Source organism: Planococcus rifietoensis, assembly GCF_001465795.2.
Classification (GTDB): Bacteria; Bacillota; Bacilli; order Bacillales_A; family Planococcaceae; genus Planococcus; species Planococcus rifietoensis.
The window spans coordinates 2,163,625-2,182,077 of sequence record NZ_CP013659.2 but is presented as its reverse complement, the minus strand read 5'-3'; the positions used below and the strand labels follow the sequence as shown (position 1 = coordinate 2,182,077).

The 18,453-nt window shown below is 48.3% G+C and carries 21 protein-coding genes; 10 read left to right on the top strand and 11 right to left on the bottom strand.

The annotated features are described in order from the left end of the window. Positions 1–7: 7 nt before the first annotated feature. The 5 genes from AUC31_RS10865 (at position 8) to AUC31_RS10845 (ending at position 5,971) form a co-directional block, all read left to right on the top strand. Positions 8–1,063: an ABC transporter ATP-binding protein gene (locus AUC31_RS10865; RefSeq protein ID WP_058383179.1), complete on the top strand. Its 1,056-nt coding sequence runs from the start codon at positions 8–10 to the stop codon at positions 1,061–1,063. Further along, positions 1,057–2,043, top strand: coding sequence for an ABC transporter ATP-binding protein (locus AUC31_RS10860; protein WP_058383180.1), 987 nt, complete (start codon positions 1,057–1,059; stop codon positions 2,041–2,043). Before AUC31_RS10865 ends, AUC31_RS10860 begins: the two co-directional genes overlap by 7 nt. A 21-nt stretch (positions 2,044–2,064) precedes the next feature. After that, on the top strand, positions 2,065–3,696 hold the full coding sequence (locus AUC31_RS10855; RefSeq protein ID WP_058383181.1) for a peptide ABC transporter substrate-binding protein: 1,632 nt from the start codon (positions 2,065–2,067) through the stop codon (positions 3,694–3,696). 61 nt (positions 3,697–3,757) lie between these two features. Next, entirely contained in the window at positions 3,758–4,135 is a 378-nt protein-coding gene (locus AUC31_RS10850; protein WP_058383182.1) for a DUF3899 domain-containing protein, read from the top strand. Positions 4,136–4,177: 42 nt separating this feature from the next. Next, positions 4,178–5,971, top strand: coding sequence for a S9 family peptidase (locus AUC31_RS10845; protein ID WP_058383183.1), 1,794 nt, complete (start codon positions 4,178–4,180; stop codon positions 5,969–5,971). A 257-nt stretch (positions 5,972–6,228) separates the two neighbouring features. Here the strand turns inward: AUC31_RS10845 and AUC31_RS10840 are convergent, their stop codons facing one another. The 4 genes from AUC31_RS10840 to garR all read right to left on the bottom strand — a co-directional run bounded on the left by AUC31_RS10840 (position 6,229) and on the right by garR (position 10,947). Beyond that, positions 6,229–7,572 (bottom strand): GntP family permease, encoded by a 1,344-nt coding sequence (locus tag AUC31_RS10840; protein WP_058383184.1) that lies wholly within the window; start codon positions 7,570–7,572, stop codon positions 6,229–6,231. A 143-nt stretch (positions 7,573–7,715) separates the two neighbouring features. Beyond that, positions 7,716–8,552: a class II fructose-bisphosphate aldolase gene (locus tag AUC31_RS10835; RefSeq protein ID WP_058383185.1), complete on the bottom strand. Its 837-nt coding sequence runs from the start codon at positions 8,550–8,552 to the stop codon at positions 7,716–7,718. A 61-nt stretch (positions 8,553–8,613) separates the two neighbouring features. Beyond that, positions 8,614–10,053, bottom strand: coding sequence for a four-carbon acid sugar kinase family protein (locus tag AUC31_RS10830; RefSeq protein WP_058383186.1), 1,440 nt, complete (start codon positions 10,051–10,053; stop codon positions 8,614–8,616). Between the two features lie 3 nt (positions 10,054–10,056). After that, a complete protein-coding gene (garR, locus tag AUC31_RS10825) occupies positions 10,057–10,947 on the bottom strand; it encodes a 2-hydroxy-3-oxopropionate reductase (RefSeq protein ID WP_058383187.1) in 891 nt (296 codons plus the stop codon). Positions 10,948–11,149: 202 nt separating this feature from the next. Here garR and AUC31_RS10820 point away from each other — a divergent pair, with 202 nt between their 5' ends. Next, positions 11,150–11,767, top strand: a complete 618-nt coding sequence (locus AUC31_RS10820) for a GntR family transcriptional regulator (RefSeq protein WP_058383188.1) — start codon at positions 11,150–11,152, stop codon at positions 11,765–11,767. Positions 11,768–12,028: 261 nt separating this feature from the next. Here the strand turns inward: AUC31_RS10820 and AUC31_RS10815 are convergent, their stop codons facing one another. Then, positions 12,029–12,634, bottom strand: a complete 606-nt coding sequence (locus AUC31_RS10815) for an REP-associated tyrosine transposase (RefSeq protein ID WP_058383189.1) — start codon at positions 12,632–12,634, stop codon at positions 12,029–12,031. A gap of 399 nt (positions 12,635–13,033) precedes the next feature. Between AUC31_RS10815 and AUC31_RS10810 the strand changes: the two genes are divergently transcribed. Both AUC31_RS10810 and AUC31_RS10805 read left to right on the top strand, forming a co-directional pair. Then, the gene (locus tag AUC31_RS10810) at positions 13,034–13,996 is read left to right on the top strand and encodes a N(5)-(carboxyethyl)ornithine synthase (RefSeq protein WP_083509236.1); all 963 of its coding nucleotides are present in this window, start codon (positions 13,034–13,036) and stop codon (positions 13,994–13,996) included. Positions 13,997–14,321: 325 nt separating this feature from the next. Continuing rightward, complete coding sequence (locus AUC31_RS10805) at positions 14,322–14,564, top strand: hypothetical protein (protein ID WP_058383190.1); 243 nt, start codon at positions 14,322–14,324, stop codon at positions 14,562–14,564. Positions 14,565–14,606: 42 nt separating this feature from the next. Here the strand turns inward: AUC31_RS10805 and AUC31_RS18040 are convergent, their stop codons facing one another. The 6 genes from AUC31_RS18040 to AUC31_RS10775 form a co-directional block, all read right to left on the bottom strand. After that, positions 14,607–14,858, bottom strand: a complete 252-nt coding sequence (locus tag AUC31_RS18040) for a hypothetical protein (RefSeq protein ID WP_418054985.1) — start codon at positions 14,856–14,858, stop codon at positions 14,607–14,609. A gap of 105 nt (positions 14,859–14,963) precedes the next feature. Next, positions 14,964–15,215: a TIGR04104 family putative zinc finger protein gene (locus AUC31_RS10795; RefSeq protein WP_237150765.1), complete on the bottom strand. Its 252-nt coding sequence runs from the start codon at positions 15,213–15,215 to the stop codon at positions 14,964–14,966. Between the two features lie 77 nt (positions 15,216–15,292). After that, positions 15,293–15,586, bottom strand: a complete 294-nt coding sequence (locus AUC31_RS18035; protein WP_058383193.1) for a TIGR04104 family putative zinc finger protein — start codon at positions 15,584–15,586, stop codon at positions 15,293–15,295. Between the two features lie 33 nt (positions 15,587–15,619). Next, complete coding sequence (locus AUC31_RS10785) at positions 15,620–15,916, bottom strand: TIGR04104 family putative zinc finger protein (protein ID WP_058383194.1); 297 nt, start codon at positions 15,914–15,916, stop codon at positions 15,620–15,622. Positions 15,917–16,077: 161 nt separating this feature from the next. Next, positions 16,078–16,587, bottom strand: coding sequence for a hypothetical protein (locus AUC31_RS10780; RefSeq protein WP_058383195.1), 510 nt, complete (start codon positions 16,585–16,587; stop codon positions 16,078–16,080). Between the two features lie 278 nt (positions 16,588–16,865). Beyond that, positions 16,866–17,312, bottom strand: a complete 447-nt coding sequence (locus tag AUC31_RS10775; protein ID WP_058383196.1) for a PH domain-containing protein — start codon at positions 17,310–17,312, stop codon at positions 16,866–16,868. Positions 17,313–17,453: 141 nt separating this feature from the next. Between AUC31_RS10775 and AUC31_RS10770 the strand changes: the two genes are divergently transcribed. Together AUC31_RS10770 and AUC31_RS10765 are read left to right on the top strand one after the other, a co-directional pair. Then, complete coding sequence (locus AUC31_RS10770) at positions 17,454–17,636, top strand: hypothetical protein (RefSeq protein WP_058383197.1); 183 nt, start codon at positions 17,454–17,456, stop codon at positions 17,634–17,636. A gap of 416 nt (positions 17,637–18,052) precedes the next feature. Continuing rightward, positions 18,053–18,388 (top strand): hypothetical protein, encoded by a 336-nt coding sequence (locus AUC31_RS10765; protein WP_058383198.1) that lies wholly within the window; start codon positions 18,053–18,055, stop codon positions 18,386–18,388. Positions 18,389–18,453: the final 65 nt, after the last annotated feature.

The window sequence follows — 18,453 nt, the reverse complement described above, 5'->3', positions numbered from 1 at the left end:
CAAAACGATGGACCGAATACTGGAAGTAAACAATCTGGAAGTGAATTTCAAGACATATGGCGGGCAAGTCAAGGCAGTTCGGGACGTATCGTTTCATGTCAATAAAGGTGAAGTGGTTGCGATTGTCGGAGAAAGCGGAAGCGGGAAGAGTGTTACCGTTCAAACGATCATGGGGCTCATCCCGACCCCGCCCGGCATCATCAAGGGCGGCACCATCGATTTTCAAGGACAAGACTTGCTGAAACTCTCCAAAAGGGAGCTGCGCAAAATTAAAGGTTCGAAAATCGGGATGATTTTCCAGGACCCGATGACTTCTTTGAATCCGACCATGGTCGTTGGGAAACAAATCGCAGAAGGCGTCATCGCCCACCAAAATGTTTCCAAAAAAGAAGCGAAAGCCAAAGCAATCGAAATGATCAAATTGGTCGGCATTCCGAACCCTGAGGAACGCTATCATCAGTATCCGCATGAATTCAGTGGCGGCATGCGGCAACGAGCGATGATCGCTATCGCGCTTGCCTGCAAACCGGATTTATTGATTGCCGATGAACCGACAACCGCACTTGATGTGACGATCCAAGCGCAAGTGCTGGAATTAATGAAAGACATTCAAGAAAAAACCAATACATCGATTATCCTCATCACGCACGACCTTGGCGTCGTGGCAGAAACTGCACAGCGGGTCATGGTCATGTATGGCGGCATGATGGTTGAAAGCGGAACGGTATTTGATCTGTTTGAGAATCCGAAACATCCGTATACATGGGGCCTTCTCAATTCCATACCTGATGTTGAAGGTCCGGAGAAAAAGAAATTGATTCCGATTGAAGGCTCTCCGCCTGATTTATTCGCTCCGCCTAAAGGCTGTCCTTTTGCCCCACGCTGCGAATTTGCAATGGACATTTGTGTTGAGAAGATGCCTGGAGCGTTTGAAATCAACGAAGGCCATCACGCGAAATGCTGGCTCAACGATGAACGGTCTCCGAAAGTAGATCATGAGTTTGCCCCGAAAACACAGGAAAAACAACAAGCTGAGACAGTAGGGAGTGGGCAGAAATGGTGAAAGAACTGACAGATGCCAACACAAAAGCTGTACAGGACAATTTGGTGGAAATACGCTCATTAAAAAAATATTTCAATGTCAAAGATGGCCAAACCGTCAAATCGGTTGATGACATCTCGATCGAAATTCGGCGTGGTGAAACTTTCGGTCTCGTGGGCGAAAGCGGGAGCGGCAAATCCACTCTCGGCAAAACGCTGGTCGGCTTGCAGTCGCCAACCTCAGGAGAGATTATCTATAACGACCAGAATGTACTCGATCTAGACCGCGAAACGGCACGCAATGTAAACAAGGAGATGCAAATTATTTTCCAGGATCCCCATGCGTCTTTGAATCCAAGAATGCGTGTCGGTGAAATTATTGCTGAAGGCATTGATGCCTATAAATTGGCGAAAGGAAAACAGCGCACCGAGAGAATTTACGAATTGCTGGAGCGTGTCGGTTTGCGTCCAGAGCACGCTAAGCGCTTCCCGCATGAATTCAGCGGTGGGCAGCGGCAACGGATCGGCATCGCGAGGGCACTTGCGGTAGAGCCGAAATTCATTGTTGCAGATGAACCAATTTCCGCTCTTGATGTATCCATCCAGGCGCAAGTGATCAATTTGATGGAAGAGTTGAAAGAAACGGAAGGGCTGACTTATCTGTTCATTGCCCATGATTTGGGCATGGTCAAGCATATCAGTGACCGCATCGGTGTCATGTACTTAGGGAAAATGATGGAACTGTCGAATAGTGACGATATGTTCCGCAACCCGCTTCATCCGTATACACAAGCTTTGCTTTCAGCGATTCCAAAAGCCAACCCGCGAACTGCGAAACGCGAACGCATCGTGCTGATGGGCGATCCGCCGAGTCCGACGAATCCGCCGAGCGGCTGCCGGTTCCGTACACGCTGCCCTCACGCCATGGATATTTGCGCTGCTAAAGACCCGGAATGGAAACAGGTAGAAGACGAGCATTGGGTTGCTTGTCATTTATATTAAAAATAGACAGGGGAGAATTATATGAAGAAATGGTTATTTCCAATCAGCATCATGCTCGCAACGTCCACGGCACTCGCAGGCTGCTACGGAGGTGGCGGCGAAGACACTGCGCAATCAGGCGATAGCGGCGGCGACTCGGACATCAAACAGGAGATCGTCGTCAATGCGATGACTGAACCGCCGGCGATCGATCCGGCCATTGCGACAGATACGACATCGGGGTGGGTACTGGATCATATTTTCGAAGGTTTGTATACACGCGATGAAGAAGGCAACCCGGTGCTTGGCGCAGCTGAAGATGTCTCGGTATCAGAAGATGGCAAAACTTATACTTTCACTTTGCGTGAAGATGCAAAATGGTCCGATGGTTCACCTGTAACAGCAAACGATTTTGAATTCGCTTGGGAGCGCGTCTTGAACCCTGATACAGGAAGCCCGTTCGCCTTTTATATGTACTATATCAAAGGGGCGGAAGCTTACAATAAAGGCGAAGGCAGTGTAGAGGATGTTGGAATCACTGCAGTTGACGATATGACATTCGAAGTGGAGTTGAATGCACCGCTTGGCTATATGGATAGCCTATTGACGCTTTGGACATTCTACCCTGTTCAACAGAAAGCTGTTGAAGCGGATGAAAACTGGGCAGCTGAAGCGGATACTTATGTCAGCAACGGGCCGTTTGAAATGACCGAATGGCAGCATGAAAGCAATGTCGTCATCGAAAAGAACGACGAGTACTATGGTGAAGAAGAAGTGAAAATGGAGAAAGTCACATTTGAGTTGGTCAACGAAGCGACAACGTACTATCAAATGTTCAAAACAGGCGAACTTGACTTGGTCATGACCTTGCCGACAGATGTCATCGCTTCGGAACGCGAAAATGAAGAATACATGGAAGTGCCATACTACGGAACATATATGTACATGTTCAATGTAGAAGAAGAGCCTTTCAACAATGCTAAAGTCCGCAGAGCCTTTGCAATGGCGGTTGACCGCCAGTCACTTACCGATAATGTAACGCTAGCTGGAGAAACGCCAGCTTATGCAATGGTACCAGAGGGTGCAGAGACACCAGAAGGCGATTTCCGTGAAGTCGGCGGAGATTATTTCGAAGAAAATATTGAAGAAGCTAAGCAATTACTGGAAGAAGGCATGGCTGAAGAAGGCTGGGATACGCTCCCTGAAGTAACCTTGATGTACAATACTTCAGAAAACCACAAAAAGATAGCAGAAGCGGTACAGGAAATGCTCAGCAATAACTTGGATGTCGATGTAAGCTTGGCGAACCAGGAATGGGGAACTTACCTGGATACGACAAAACAAGGGAATTTCCAAATGGCCCGCATGGGTTGGATCGGAATCTTCTTGGATCCTGTCGTCAACTTGGATTACTATTTGGGCGACAGCCCGAACAACCGCACTGGCTGGGTAAATGAAGAATACGATTCCATCATGGCGGAATCGAAAGTTGAACAAGATCAGGCGAAGCGCTACGAATTGCTTCACCAAGCAGAAGAAATCCTATTGGAAGATATGCCGTTTATGCCGGTCTATTTCTACAAAAACACGTATATGGTCAACCAGGATTACGAAAACATTGCCTACTATGTCAACCGTTACCCGTACTTGAAGTGGGCTGAAAAAACACAATAATGATGAAAAATGGCTGAAATCCGCCCGTTCTTCGGGTGGAAAAAGCTAATGGGGTGAGCAGATGAAACGATTTATTGCATTGACAGGTATCTTAATGGCTATATGGACGGTGGTTAAATGGTTCGGCGGCTGGACGCTGGTCGATTGGATCAATTATGCATTTTTCTTCGGTCTCGCGGCAGCGATGCTGACTGCCTCGATCAAGATATGGCAAAGTCGGTTTTTGGATTTATTCATCGACGGCTTTCGCAATATGGGGCCGTTCTTCATGCCGATGGCGAAGTCCCGCTCTTTAGAGAGAGCGAACCTTCAGTTAGCTAACGATGAGGGCTTGAAGCAATTCAAGGCGAAAATTGCACAAAACCTGTTGGTCTTTACATCGAGTTTGTCTGCTGCCTCTATTTTTATATCAATTGTTGGACTACTCGTTTATTACTAAACGGGTAGTTTTTTTAAAATCAATCATTGAGGAGAATGTTTCATGACTGTTTTCACCGATCAACATTTATCGACCTACCTGAATGCAACGGGCGCACTGCAGCCGAAATCACTGCCTCATGAAAAAGGCGTCTTGTTTTTATCTAAAAAAAGCGGACTTCCACAAGTTTGGAAATGGGATCCTGATGTCCAGGAAATCCAGCAGCTGACACATCTTAACGACCGTGTCATGGAAATTCATCCATCTCCTTCAGAAAAATCAGCGGTCATTACAATGGACCATCATGGGAATGAAAAGCAGCAATTGCATTTGGTGGATCTGGAAACCTTGGAAGTGGAACCAGTGGTTGTGTCAGATGAACATTTTCATATTTTCGGAGGCTGGTCGCCGGATGGCCAGAAAATTGCCTATTCAAGCAACCGGCGTTCACCAGGTGAGTTTACCGTATATGTAAAAAATCTAGATGATTCAATAGAAGAAAAAGTATTTGAGGCAGAAGGCAATTGCACGCCTGTAAGTTGGACTAAAAATGGAAGAGCGTTGATTTTAAGCATGCCGGATACGAATATTGACCAGTCGTATTATTTACTTGATTTGGATAGTGGATCGACAGCGAAAATCGGCAACGGCTTAGTTTCCGCGCGCCATCAATCCATTCAGCTGCTTGAAGATGGATCGGGTGGGTTTCTCCTGTCGGATTCGGGCCGCAACACGATGTCTATTCAGTCATTCGACTTCCAAACACCGGGTGAGTTATTTGAAGTTCACCAAGTGGATGACTGGGATATCGATGGAATCCGGATATCACCGGATAATTCCAAACTTGCCTACACCATAAACGAGGGAGGCATCTCGCGCCTTGGCATCTATGAAATCGTCAGTGGCAATACGTATTTAATAGAAGATACGCCTTCAGGAGTCTTTGATTCGCTGTCTTGGTCCAACGATGAAGAATTAATCATCGGCGTGAAAAGCCCGATTATTCCTGGTGATGTGTGGAAGGTTTCTGTGGATAATAAGCAAGCGGAACGGCTGACATTTGTCGGGCAGGAAAAAGAAATCGAAGCGCAATGGGTGGAGCCTGAATTGCATAGCTTCCCTTCATTTGATGGCTTGGAAGTTCCGTATTTCCTTTACGGAAAGAAAGATCATTCCCAGCCGGTGGTCATTTATGTGCACGGCGGACCGGAATATCAAATTCGTGCGGAATTCAACCCAGTGATTCAGTTCTTGGCTGCCAATGGTTTTGCAGTAGCAGCGCCGAATGTCCGTGGCAGTATGGGTTACGGACGCGAATACGTCCAAATGGATGACGTCCGGAAACGGATGGATTCCGTTGCAGATTTGAACTCTTTGGCAAAAGACCTGGTTGCTTGCCACGGAATGGATCAAACGCGTATCGGAATCATGGGGCGCAGCTACGGAGGCTTCATGGTACTCGCCGCGTTGACACATTATCCAGATGTCTGGGCTGCTGGCGTGGATATTGTCGGCATTTCGCATTTTAAATCATTCCTTGAAAATACTGGAGAGTGGAGACGGGCGTTGCGCGAGCTTGAATACGGTTCGTTGAAAGACGATAGTGACTTTTTCGAAGAAATTGCACCGCTCAACCATACCGAAAAAATCACCGCGCCTTTATTGGTGTTTCATGGGCGAAACGACACCCGTGTTCCCGTAACTGAAGCGGAGCAACTGACTGCAGATCTGGAGAGTCAAGGGAAGCCGGTGGAATTGGTGATCTTCGAAGACGAAGGACATCAAACCGAGAAGATGGAAAATCATATTTCCATGAATACGATGATTATGGAATTTATGCAGAAGCATTTGGGGTAGAGTGGGTTGGATGTCCCTGTGCATCACACAATTCAGAAGAGAGAAAAGCTGATGTGGCGCGGTATCAGAAAGAAAACGTCCCTGTGCAAGACACAATTCGCGTAGGCAGGATAGGTGGTCCCTGTGCATCACACAATTCCAGTGACAGAAATCCTGTCACAGCGCGGTTTCGATGTTCGGACGCCCCTGTGCACCACACAATTCAAAAAGCCGCATCCATCGAAATGGATGCGGCTTTTTTGCATATGTTTAATTCCTTATAGCCCAGGCAAGATCCCTGAGAACAAGTTCAGGATAAAGACCGTGATCAGGGCTGTGACGCCGGCGATGAAGCCGCCGCCAGTCCAGGCGAGAAGCGTTTGGGGAACAGTGAGTTTCCCGAAGCGGTTGACGACCCAGAAGCCTGAATCGTTCGGCAAGGACAAGCCGATTCCGCCGGCACAGATGGCAAGACCCAAAAGAATTGGCGAGACGCCGAGTTCGCCGACCATTGGCCCGAGAATGCTTGAAGTAGTGACGAGCGCGACAGTTGCCGAGCCGAGTGAAGCACGCAGAATCTGCGAAAAGATGAACGCGAGCAAGAGTACCGGAATGCTCCAGCTTTGCATGGTGGAGATCAAATGGTCGCCGATGCCGCTGTTGTTGATGACGGCACCGAACGCACCGCCGGCTCCTGTGATTAGGATGATGATCCCGGCAGAGTTGATGGCTTCGCTGTACAAGCGGTTGTTCGGGATGGAAATATAAGGGCGCAGGAAGATGATCGCTGCGAACACACTGATCAAGAGGGCAACGTTTTTCTCACCAACAAATCCGAAAAAGCTGGAAACAGAAGTTTCAGGAAGCAACAGTTGAGATACTGTATTTGCCAAAATCAAGACGATCGGCAATGCCAGCATGAAGAAACTCAAACCTGTGCTGATTTCTTTTTTCGGGAGATCGGCTTTGTCGATCGTGACTTCTTCGACTTCGCCGGAATGCTTGACGCGTTTGCCGATGAACATGCCGTATAAATAACCGCCGACCAATGTCGCTGGAATGGCGACGATGATGCCGTAGAGAATGAAGAGCCCAAGTTCAGCACCCGTGTTCTCCGCAACGACGAGCGGGCCGGGTGTCGGGGCGATCATATTGTGCGACACGATCAAGCCGACGCCAAGAGCGGTAACGAACGTGACGACGGAAATGCCTGTTTTGCTCGAAAGCGAGCGGATCAAGCCGCTCAAGATGACGAATGCAGCGTCGAAGAATACCGGAATCGAAACGGCTGTACCTGTCAAGGCGAGGCCTGCCGGGGAGCGTTGGATGCCGAACACTTTCAAAACGGCTTGTGCGATTTTTTCAACCGCGCCGGACGCTCCGAGGAATTGGCCGAAGATGACGCCAAGACCGATGAGGATCCCGACGCCTGCAAGCGTGTTGCCGAAGCCGGTCGTGACGGTCGATGCCACGTCTTGCAGCGGCATGCCGATTGCGAGCGCAGTGAGCACGGCAATGGTAATCAAGGCGAGGAATGGCTCGATTTTTAATTTAAGAATGGCAAAAAACAAAGCGGCGAGCGACAGAACAAAAATCACAATCAACAAATTTCCTGTAACCATGTGAACATCTCCCTTATCGGTAAAGTTTGGTGGGGCAGCTTATAGCCTAGAAGCCAATGACGCTGACTAGATATGCCTTAATTTTTTAATGAATGCAAAAACTTCCTTCAAATAGACTGCTTAACCATCTGCAAGAACTTCCCTCAAGCATCCGGGTTTTTCAACAGACGGACAAATCGCGCCATGACCGGCGTGATGGCTTGTTGCATGCCGGCCATCATATCGGATAGATGCATTGGGTTATCAGCCGCTTGTTTCAAATAGTTTGTCGCAGCGAGCGACACTTCCGTATTGACGTTGACTTTGCAAATACCTTTGGCGACCGCTTGTTGCATCGTATCGTCCGGAGTGCCCGAGCCGCCGTGGAGCACGAGCGGGACGCCGACCGCTTGGCGGATGTCGTCGAGTAGCCCGAGCTTGATGTCCGGTTCGCCGGTGTACATGCCGTGGAGGGTGCCGATCGATGCGGCGAGGAAATCGACGCCGGTTTGGTCGACGAATTCTTTAGCGGATGCGGGGTCCGTCAAAGCGCCGGTGCCTTCTTCTTCATCGGAGAACGCGCCGCGGGCAGTGGAGCCGATTTCCGCTTCGACGCTGACGCCTGCCTGATGCGCGAGTTCGACGATTTCTTTCGTGTAGGCGATGTTTTGTTCGAGCTCATGTTTCGAGCCGTCGTACATGACGGACGTGAAGCCGCAAGCAATCGCGCGGACGATCGATTCTTTCTCGTACGCATGGTCGAGGTGCAAGGATACCGGGACGGATGCTTTTTCTGCTAAGGATTTCGTCAGTGCCGCAAAGCCTTCGACGTCGACAGTGCCGAAATAACGTTCGCCGAGCGCGATGATGACGGGCTGGTTTTCTTGTTCCGCCGCATGGATTGCAGCCTGCAAAGTTTCGAGGCTGTAGACATTGAATGCGGCGACCGCGTAGTGTCCGGCCTGTGCCGCTTGTAACATTTCTTTTGTTTGGATAAACATTCACACACCGCCTTTTCTTGTATTCGCTTACATGGATGGCAAGCGGCAAGTGCCGCCTTGCTTATCCGTGGAGGATTTCCGCTACGTCTTTTAGGCTAGTTTTCGAGCCGACATTACCCGGGAAAATCACGTAAGCCATTCCAGGGAATTTGCTTTCGCTGCCCGTTAGCCATACCGGAATGCCGGGTTGAATCTGGCCGGCGACTGTGGCGCGCTGGACGCTTAGGCCATTGGTGCCGATGTCGCTCGACGTGATGCCGCCTTTTGCGATAATGAAGCTCGGGCGCACGTGCAAGTTTTTGACGATGCTTGTGACAGCGTCCGAAATTTTCACCGACAGCTTTAATTCTTCTTCTTGCTGGTTGTCGCCGAGGTCGAGCCGCTCGCGTTTCGTGTAGACAGCGACCGTCTGGCCTTCACGAATCAAGCGCTCGCTCGTGTCGATGACGCGTTTGATTTCCGCTTCGAATTGTTCTGGGTGCAGGACGAGATGGACATCGAACTCGATAAATTCGATAAAGTCGCACGTCTTCAGCACTTCGAATTGTTCGGTGGTCTTTTTCACATGGGAGCCAATCATGATAAGCCCGCCGTTGTCGCTTGGTTCAGTGATCAGTTCTTCTTTCGTCAGCAAGGCTTTGTCGCTGATGCCGCCGATAATTTTTGTCAATGCTGCTGCGCTGCGGAACATAAACTGCTTGCCGGCGTTCATTGCGCGAATCAAGGCGATGACGACGACTTTTGCATCCATATATTGTACGGCGTTGACGATCACTTTATTGAAATCCGCAACGGACATCAATTGCTCGACGAGACGGTCGATGCGCAAAGCGCGGATGTCTTCGAGCGACAGATAGACCGCGTCTTGTGCTTTGAAGGCGCCGTCTGACTTTTCTTCTGCCCATTCGCCAAGATGCGACGCCGTGTAGCCGAACGTGCGGTCTTTCGCGAATTCGGTTTCACCGGCCGGCACCAACTGCTCGCCGTCCTGGACGTAATGGATGTTGTTGATGGTCAAGCGGCCGCCTTCCTGGAAGAACGGCATGATGACTTCGCCGTCGAATGAACGATCGGTTGCGGATTCGACCGTGTTTTTCAACACTTCAGTCTCGAGCGGATAATGGCCGCGCAAGGTCGAGTCGCCGCGGCTGATGATGATGAAGTCTTTATCGTGCTTCGCGGCGGTTTCTTGGATAACGCGCGCAATGTCTTTATGCGCTTGTTGTGTTTCCGCTGCCGTAAAGCCTCTGGAATTGGTGAGAATGAAGAACATCGACTGCTGTTCCGCAAATCCGGCGTCGATGCTTTCCGCTGTCCAGTCGGTATAGACCGAAACGCCGTGGACGGTTTGCACGCCGGTCGGATCGTCGTCGAGCACGATGATTTTTTTATTGAAATCGCGCAGCTCTTGCTCGAGCAAGGCGTCGACTTGTGTGACATCCGGAATCGCTGGCAGGGAAGCAAGCACATCGTGTGCGTTTAGGATTTCAGAATGCGCCATCCGTTACACCTTCCTTACTTCGACATTCGCTAACTTTTCATAGTATTGGACGATTCCGCCGTGGTCGTCGGCTGCTTTGCCGTCGACTTTCAAAGCGTGGAAAATCTCGACCAATTGGCTCGAAAGCGGAAGCGGCACGCCAATTTCGTGTGCGGTTTCCATCACGTTCGTCATGTCTTTCAAATTAATGTCGATGCGTCCGCCTGCGACGAAATTGCGGTCGAGGATCAACGGCACTTTAGCATCCAGCACAGCGCTGCCGGCCAAGCCGCCGCGGATGGCTTGATACATTTTCTCTACGTCAATGCCGGCTTTCGCTGCAAGCACGAGTGCTTCGGACATCGCGGCAATGTTCAAGTTGACGATAATTTGGTTCGCGAGTTTGGCGGTGACGCCGCTGCCGTTATCGCCGACAAGGACGATATCGGAACCGATGCATTCGAAAACATCTTTGACGGATTCGAAAACGCTTTCTTTTCCGCCCGCCATAATCGCCAAGGTGCCATCGATCGCTTTCGGCTCGCCGCCGCTGACCGGTGCATCGATCATTTCAACGCCTCGCTTCGCAGCTTCATTGGCAATTTCAACCGAAGCGACAGGGGAGATCGAGCTCATATCGATGATGACCGTTCCCGGTGTGGCGTTCGTCAAAATGCCGTTGTCGCCGAGGACGACTTGTTTTACGTGGTGGGACGCCGGAAGCATCGTGATGACGACATCACAAGTTGCACCCATTTCTGCAGGTGTCGCGAATTGTGCGCCAGCTTCCTTGAGCACTTCGACCGTTTGTGTGTTGAGGTCATTGACCGATACTTGGTAGCCCGCTTTCAGTAAATTCAATGACATCGGCTTGCCCATAATCCCGAGCCCGATAAATCCTATCGTTTTGTTCATTGATGATTGCTCCCTTCAAATTCACAAAGCTGCCATATAAAATAGCGCTTTCATTTTGGTATTAATCAATATAGTACACATTATTGTTCATTTTGTATACAAAATATTTTAAAATGTATACAAAAAATATAGTGGCTTTTAAATTTTTCCAATAGAACTTATACTTTGTAAGGAGAAATAAATAACCCAGGAGTCGATTAGCATGACAAAAAAATCCACACAGCTTGCGTACATCCAAGCATATGAATACATACGGGACCGCATCCTCAACGGCGAACTCGAGCGAGGCACGAAATTGGTCGAGGAACGGCTCGCCGAAGAAATGGGCATCAGCCGGACGCCGGTGCGCGATTCCATCCGCAAGCTCGAACAGGAAGGGCTCATCAAAGACAAACGCGTCGTCAACCCGAGCGACAGCGACCTGCGCGACGTCTTCCAAGTGCGCATGCTGCTCGAAGGCTTCGCCGTGCGCCATTGTGCGATGTATCTCACTGAAGGCGATCTCGACAAACTGAGAAACTGCGTTGAAGTCGGCCGCACCGGCACGATGGAACAAGTCATGGCGGCAAACAAGGAATTCCACGAAATCATCGTCGGCGCGACGAACAACCCGGTCATGATCGACATCTTCGAACGCATGCAATCGATCATCTACCTGTTCCGCAAGACGGTCGTCTACCACAAACGGCCGCTGTTGATCGAAGAGCATCAAGAAATCTACGATGCCATCGTTGCTCATGACGCAGACGAAGCGGAACGGCTCATGAAAGCGCATCTGCAGCTGGACTTGGAGTTCTGCTTGAACCGGATGAAGGGGTAAATGTCCCTGTGCACGACACAATTCACAGGGCAGGAACGCTGTTGTGGCAGGATTTCAGATCGGATATGTCCCTGTGCGTGACACAATTCAACAGAAAAAAGAAGCATCCAATCGTTAAAACGGTTGGATGCTTCTTTAAATTGTGTGGTGCACAGGGACGCATCAGAAATAGAACTTCACCGAACCCTTGCAGCACCTGGTATTCCGAGAAAGAACGACGCCGAAATTGTATGGCGCACAGGGACAAATGCCGCACATACTCTACATCTCCGGCGTTTCAAGCTCTTCCGTCTTCATGTCTTCTTCCACTTTCTGTCGGTACTTCAAGCAATATTGGCAATAGGAAGCGTTGGTTTTTTCGTGAGGAAATGGCATGAGCGTGGAGAGAAAGGAACGGTCTAAAAACGGAGGGGCTGGCAGATCCTCGTTCCAATAATATGGAAACGAGCTATACGGATAGTGTGCGAGGCGCGTGACCAGGGGCGTGGAAGTCTGGATAGGGTTGCGGTGGATATAGCTGCTGACGACCAATAAGCCGTGAGCGGAAGCGATTTCCTTGGCGAAAAAGCGCCTTTGGTAGATGCGCCCGACATGATTGAAGCGCTTGCTGTAGGAGTAGCTATAGCGGCGATTGACCATGCTCATGATTTTGCTGAGCGAATCCTCTTTCGGTTTAATCAAAATATGATAATGGTTGGTCATGAAGCACCAAGCGAGAATGGTGAACGGATAGCGCTTGTGGGTGTATAAAAAGGCGCGTTTTAATTCGTTCATATCTTCTTTTGTGCTAAAAATGGGCTGCCGGTTATTGCCGCGCATGATGACATGGTAATAGGAATCGGGGTTGAACTCGCGTCTTCTTGTCATGTGCAGCCACCGTCCGATTGGGAGGTGTTGGACAGTTGGTGGCAGTAAGGATGTTCGGGAGGCGGGGTGTTTCGGATAGAGGCTGAGGAACTGCTGGGGAATGAAGAAACTGGAGACGGAGAAATGAAAAATGTGCTTATAGGAATCCCTTCTTTCTTATAGAAAATGTAATCTCGTTCAGTATAATCGACGGGTGAAAAATAGTATACAGAATTGTGTAATGCACAGGGACAATCGCACACTAAAATGCCGCCAGCACGCGAATCATACTCGGTAAATTGTGTGGTGCACAGGGACACAAAAACACCACTGTCAGAATACGCCGTTGAAAGGGTTTTCATGATAATATGAGATTAACGGCTTTGCCGAGAGAAAATGGAGGAATGAATTTTGAAGACGATGGGATTTGTAATTAGCCGTAAAAATAACGAGAAGCGGCGGGCGATTTTGCCGGCAGATTTGAAGCAAGTGGCACATCCGGAGCGCTTGTATTTTGAGCAAGGCTACGGCGAGGTGCTCGGGTTGTCAGATGAGGATTATCGTGCGATGGGCGTGAACATTGCCACGCGTGATGAAGTCTTGTCTTGCGATGCGATTGTCGATGTGAAACTGGGCTTTGCGGATTATTTCGATCAATTGGAAGAAGGCAAGTTGTTGATCGGCTGGGCGCATGCGATCCAGGATGTTAAGTTCACCGACGGCGCAATTGCTGGCAAACATACGGTCGTTGCTTGGGAAGAGTTATTCGAAGGCGGGCGCTATATTTTCTATCGCAACCGTGAAGTGGCAGGCGAAGCAGCTGTGCTGCAGGCTTACCAGCATTGCGGCAAGATGCCGTACGAGACGCGAGTCGCGATTCTTGGAAACGGCCATACGGCCAAAGGCGCGATGCGCATCCTTCACGGACTGGGTGCAGAGGTGGACGTTTACGGCCGCCGCGCTGAAGCGTTGTTCCGCGAGAAGATGGTCGATTACGATGTGCTTGTCAACTGCATCATGTGGGACACGACGCGCACCGACCGCATCATCTACCGCGAGGACCTGAAGCGCTTGAAAAAAGGCGCGATGATCATTGATGTCAGCTGCGACCCGGAACTCGAGATCGAAACTTCGACGCCGACGACGATCGACAACCCGGTCTATACAGTAGACGGTGTCATTCATTATGCCGTCGACAACACGCCGGCGATGTTCCCGCATACAATTACGAAAGTGCTCAGCACCGGCTTTGCGCCAATGCTCGATGAGTTGCTCGAAGGCCATACGTCTGAAATGGTCCAAAATGCCATCGTCATCGAAGACGGCATCATCAAAGATGAGCGCATCACTGAATTCCGCCAAGCACGCGGATTGACTGTTTAATTTATGAAAAATGAAAGGCCGTTCCTGCCATTAGCGCAGGGGCGGCCTTTTAATTATGCTGAGCTTTGTGACGGCACAGCTAGCATGCCGCAATCCTATAGCCGTGAAAGCGATTCTAAAGGAACTACTCGAGATGGAGGAGGCTTCCGCGATTTGGGAGATGGCAGTGGAAGAGGACCTATTCGTGCCAAAACTTGTCGAGCTTTCTAGTCCATAAAGAGGAAAAAAGTCTCTCGTGCAATTATTCTGAATATGATAATGTGAAATAGCATAAGACTGCACGGATTTCGAGCCACGGACCACAAACCTGAAAGGGGCGTTCCGTATGAAGTTAGAGAGTATCCGCACATTTTTATCCACGCTTCTCGAATATCGCGGCGTGCGCATTACCCAGACCTTCAACTCCGAAGACGGTAAAACGCTTATCGTTCAGTGCGAGCCAAGCACCGGGGGACTGGTCATCCGCGACATGTCCAATGGCATGACGTGGGAATATAAAACGCTTGAAGAAGCGACGCAGTTCATAGACAGCTATTTGCACCCTGAAACACCCAAAGTCAACGCCTGAACAGTTTTGTTCAGGCGTTTTTTTTTATGTTTAAATAAATTTTCAAAAACGATGTTTCGTATTCGATAGTCTGAGCAAAAATGGAATTAATAAATAGGCAATCAATACATATGCAATGAAGAAAAGGATAAGAAGCGGCCAACCAACTTCCATATAGATAAGGAGATAATTGAACACCAGCACAAAAGGAATCAGAAATAGCATGGAACTCCAGAAATTCGATTGGTATGTTGCATGTTGGAGAGTATGACAGTTTCGGCATTCTTGCTTCCCTTTAAAGTATAGTCTGAACATATCTTTCCAGTCCCACTGGAATCCGCAATTTTGGCATTGAGCCATGCAATCCCCCCTTTCTGTTAAGCAATTATGTATGAAATTGAAAGACCTTAAATTAGCCGGCTATTCGACCGTTTTACCGAAGCGTTTGCCTGTGTTCGATAGTTTGTAGAGAAAAGGCGTAAGCATTAGCACAAGTGGGATATAAATCACAAAAGCGAGAATGATCAATGGCCATCCAATTTCGTAATAATACCGCAGCACGTTCATTGGCATAAGAAAACCCATGGTAATTAAAAACGTGGTCCAGAAGGTCGATCTGCTGGAGACGTATTGTCGTTTCTGGCAGTTCGGACATTCTTTCTTGCCCTTCATACTGAGCGCCATGACATCTTTCCAGCTCCATTTGAAATTACAGTTTTGGCAGCGGGGCATAAAAAAACTTCCTTTCTTCAGCGGGTTTTCGGTTGATTGGAGAGTTGGGTGTTATACGGCAAGACGATAAAAAGAGCGCAAACGTATAAGGTGAAAATAAGAGTGAACAGATTGAGTGGAATATCCAAATAAGGGCGTATGATGTTCACAATGAATAGGAAGGCCCCGGCTGCATAAAACTTTTTTGCATTGGTATGTGATTTTAGATACTGCATCTCTTCGCATTTCGGACATATCCGTTTGTTCAAAAAGGAAACTTTAAATGCGTCTCCCCAACTCCACTTGGTTCCGCAGTTCTTACAATTCGGCATCAATTCGCTCCTATCTTAATTTATTTTTAATTATCACCATAGCGGTTTTTGCTTGTTCGACAGTTTAACCGTGTAAGGTAGAACGCCCATCATGATGATGAAGAAGACAGCGGCGATGGCGATCGTAAGTTGGGTTGAGAAGTCGAAGTAGTTGCTTGCCGTAATAAGAATTATTAAAGGCAGCATGGTCAATAGGTAAGTTCTTAGTCTGTTATCAGGCACGACATATTGCCGGTCGCCGCAGTTTGAGCATTTCCGATTGTTTGTGAAACCGATCTTTAACGAGTCGCCCCAGTTCCACTCGGTTCCACAGTTTTCGCAATAAGGCATCATCAAGCTCCTTTCGTGGGAATGTTTGGCTTCTTTCCTTTTTGTATACCCTTGATTTCAGAAGTAATCCAAATTTATGGGAATAATATAAGAAATCCTGCCTGCCAATTCCAGAGTGCAGAATGGCGGGCAGGATGATAGTTTTGAGCGACGCCAGTTTTTTAAGATTCGCTTGCGATGCGCTTGTAAATCAGGTCGAGCTGTTCCTGGAAATGGATTAGCTCGTTTTCTTTTTGCTGGTCGTGGAGTTCGCTGAGCGGGCTGGAAATTTGAAACGCGGTACTTTGAAGCCGATCGAATTCCCCTGTCCAACCGCGCTCTTCGATAACAGATTCCCAATGATTCACTTCTTTCACAACGGTCGACAAAAGAAGCTGATTTTCTCCCTCAATAGTAAAAGTGAAGCGTTGTTCCGGATGGATGGCGAACCATTGGCCATGAACGGTTGTGACAAAATGCTCTAAGTCATCGTACTCGCTGTAGCCGAGCTGGTGGGATGTGCTTTTCGGGTTTGCTGCATTCGCATCGGACATTGCCAAAGCTTCGGTTTCTGCTGATTCTTCCGCTTCCTGTAGGGTGAGAGTCTCCGAATCGCCGAAATTGGCCTTGATGACTAACACCGCAAGTATAGCTAGCGATAATAGCGGGATGGCGATAATTAGTTTTTTCATTTCAGATCCTCCGATAATTAACTGGATTGCAATTATATAGAACTAATATATCATATAATATCCATTATATTACCGGAAAATAAATTCTTTAATACTGAAATAAGCATATCGAGTGTGAAAGGAAATTTTCAATCACATGCATGTCTCATCAAACTTTACCAAAAATTATGTGTAATAAGACCTTGCTATTGAATGACAATATTCATAGGATATAGGTATAATTTGTGAATAGAGAAGGTGTGGCATTTAATTAAATACGAAGCAATGTCAATGCCCGCTTAAGAAAGTCTGCCATCAATCTTCAAATCAGGGCAACGCTTCTTCAGCTCTTCTATAAACGAGTGCTGGTTTTCCGGCGAGATTTTTACCGTCCCAAACATGGTCTTGTTGTTGATCAGTTCCAGCGCATCACGGGACGACAATAGGCGGTAGCCGGTGAAAATATCGCGAGTCGGGGCAACTTTCAAGATGCTTTCGTACGGGATGCGGCTTCTGAAAGGGCCGGCTTTCACGAGCAGATGATGGTCTAGAAAGACGTAACGGATAGCGAACGTGATCCATAAGATGAGAGCGGTGGTCAGGAGGAATGTAGCCGTGACGATTACGAAAGCTGAAAACGGTGCATCCTCGAACAGTAGCGGAACAAACGAAACAGTGGCAATGATCAGGATTGCCGCCAGGAGGAAACGGATAAAGAAGGAATCGATTTTCGAATGGAAAGTCATGTATGCTCACCTCTATACATCTATACGGATGAAAGCCCCAGAAGCTTCATTTTTGGTGCATTTCTCTAAAAAAATCGTTCTGTCAGAGCAATTCATGAAGAATGTGCACATTACGGCTTAGCAACAAAAGGGGGATAATGCATGTTGAAGAAAAATGCGAAAATAGCCTTGGCAGTAGTTCTTTTCTTCTCGCTCAAGGATCTTCTTTTGGGCGGAGAAATCCAATGGGTAAACACCCTAGTGTTCGGGATTATCATATTTCTTTTATATTTTTTATGGGACTGGGCGAAAGAACCTTATGACTGGAGTAAGCATAAACGATAAGCAATTACGCACATTTGCCATTGCTCATAAGTATTCGGTAAATCCCGATTCAGCTTAAAACTATACTTTTCCAAAAAGGCAGATACTATAAAACAACCAGACCCGACACGCTCATCGTGCCCCAATGAAATCTCCAAGCAGCATTAGCCTTTCACTCTTTGGGGGCATAGATTGAAAACCGTGCTCCCGCATCTGTGGACAGATGCGTCGCAAATGAACCGGCTCAACTTCCTTTCGCCAGTTCATTGCTAGCCCAAAGCCCAGCTGTGGCTAAGCCCTGATGAAGAATTTAACCCAATTAATTTATTCACAAGTAATCGGCTCTCGCTAATAATAATTTGTTTAAGCTCCCCTCGTTCCGTCTATAGGAGTAAATGAGGCAATTCCAACCCAGACTAATTGAAGGAGGCATTTTGATGAGCATGCAGAACATCGAACAGAGTGATTTGGTGCGGGATGAATATGGCAATTACTATAAAGTGGTCGGCTTACATAAAGACGAAGATACCTTGAATGCAATCGAGATTTCCAATTTGTATTTCGAGACGTCCTTCCAGTATGCCGCCTCGCAAATCGCCGACGCCCAAAAGCCGGTCGGCGTCTTTTTGCAGGAGCAGCTCAACGAATTCGTCGCGGACGTCGAAAAGCGTGAACGTCCGGTCTACGGCATCAAAGACTTGATGGTCAATAAAATTGAAGTGTATGCGGTCGATATCACGCAGCCGCATCCGAAACGCGAAGAAACGGTATGATTTTTTGCGCCCTGGTTGGATTCCCACAATCCAGCCGGGGCGTTTTCTCGTTTTTTTAACATTTC

Coding starts and splice junctions, on each gene's coding strand:
- AUC31_RS10865 (WP_058383179.1), top strand. CDS start 8: ATGGACCGAATACTGGAAGTAAACAATCTGGAAGTGAATTTCAAGACA.
- AUC31_RS10860 (WP_058383180.1), top strand. CDS start 1,057: ATGGTGAAAGAACTGACAGATGCCAACACAAAAGCTGTACAGGACAAT.
- AUC31_RS10855 (WP_058383181.1), top strand. CDS start 2,065: ATGAAGAAATGGTTATTTCCAATCAGCATCATGCTCGCAACGTCCACG.
- AUC31_RS10850 (WP_058383182.1), top strand. CDS start 3,758: ATGAAACGATTTATTGCATTGACAGGTATCTTAATGGCTATATGGACG.
- AUC31_RS10845 (WP_058383183.1), top strand. CDS start 4,178: ATGACTGTTTTCACCGATCAACATTTATCGACCTACCTGAATGCAACG.
- AUC31_RS10840 (WP_058383184.1), bottom strand. CDS start 7,572: ATGGTTACAGGAAATTTGTTGATTGTGATTTTTGTTCTGTCGCTCGCC.
- AUC31_RS10835 (WP_058383185.1), bottom strand. CDS start 8,552: ATGTTTATCCAAACAAAAGAAATGTTACAAGCGGCACAGGCCGGACAC.
- AUC31_RS10830 (WP_058383186.1), bottom strand. CDS start 10,053: ATGGCGCATTCTGAAATCCTAAACGCACACGATGTGCTTGCTTCCCTG.
- garR (WP_058383187.1), bottom strand. CDS start 10,947: ATGAACAAAACGATAGGATTTATCGGGCTCGGGATTATGGGCAAGCCG.
- AUC31_RS10820 (WP_058383188.1), top strand. CDS start 11,150: ATGACAAAAAAATCCACACAGCTTGCGTACATCCAAGCATATGAATAC.
- AUC31_RS10815 (WP_058383189.1), bottom strand. CDS start 12,634: ATGACAAGAAGACGCGAGTTCAACCCCGATTCCTATTACCATGTCATC.
- AUC31_RS10810 (WP_083509236.1), top strand. CDS start 13,034: ATGGGATTTGTAATTAGCCGTAAAAATAACGAGAAGCGGCGGGCGATT.
- AUC31_RS10805 (WP_058383190.1), top strand. CDS start 14,322: ATGAAGTTAGAGAGTATCCGCACATTTTTATCCACGCTTCTCGAATAT.
- AUC31_RS18040 (WP_418054985.1), bottom strand. CDS start 14,858: ATGTTCAGACTATACTTTAAAGGGAAGCAAGAATGCCGAAACTGTCAT.
- AUC31_RS10795 (WP_237150765.1), bottom strand. CDS start 15,215: ATGAAGGGCAAGAAAGAATGTCCGAACTGCCAGAAACGACAATACGTC.
- AUC31_RS18035 (WP_058383193.1), bottom strand. CDS start 15,586: ATGCCGAATTGTAAGAACTGCGGAACCAAGTGGAGTTGGGGAGACGCA.
- AUC31_RS10785 (WP_058383194.1), bottom strand. CDS start 15,916: ATGCCTTATTGCGAAAACTGTGGAACCGAGTGGAACTGGGGCGACTCG.
- AUC31_RS10780 (WP_058383195.1), bottom strand. CDS start 16,587: ATGAAAAAACTAATTATCGCCATCCCGCTATTATCGCTAGCTATACTT.
- AUC31_RS10775 (WP_058383196.1), bottom strand. CDS start 17,312: ATGACTTTCCATTCGAAAATCGATTCCTTCTTTATCCGTTTCCTCCTG.
- AUC31_RS10770 (WP_058383197.1), top strand. CDS start 17,454: ATGTTGAAGAAAAATGCGAAAATAGCCTTGGCAGTAGTTCTTTTCTTC.
- AUC31_RS10765 (WP_058383198.1), top strand. CDS start 18,053: ATGAGCATGCAGAACATCGAACAGAGTGATTTGGTGCGGGATGAATAT.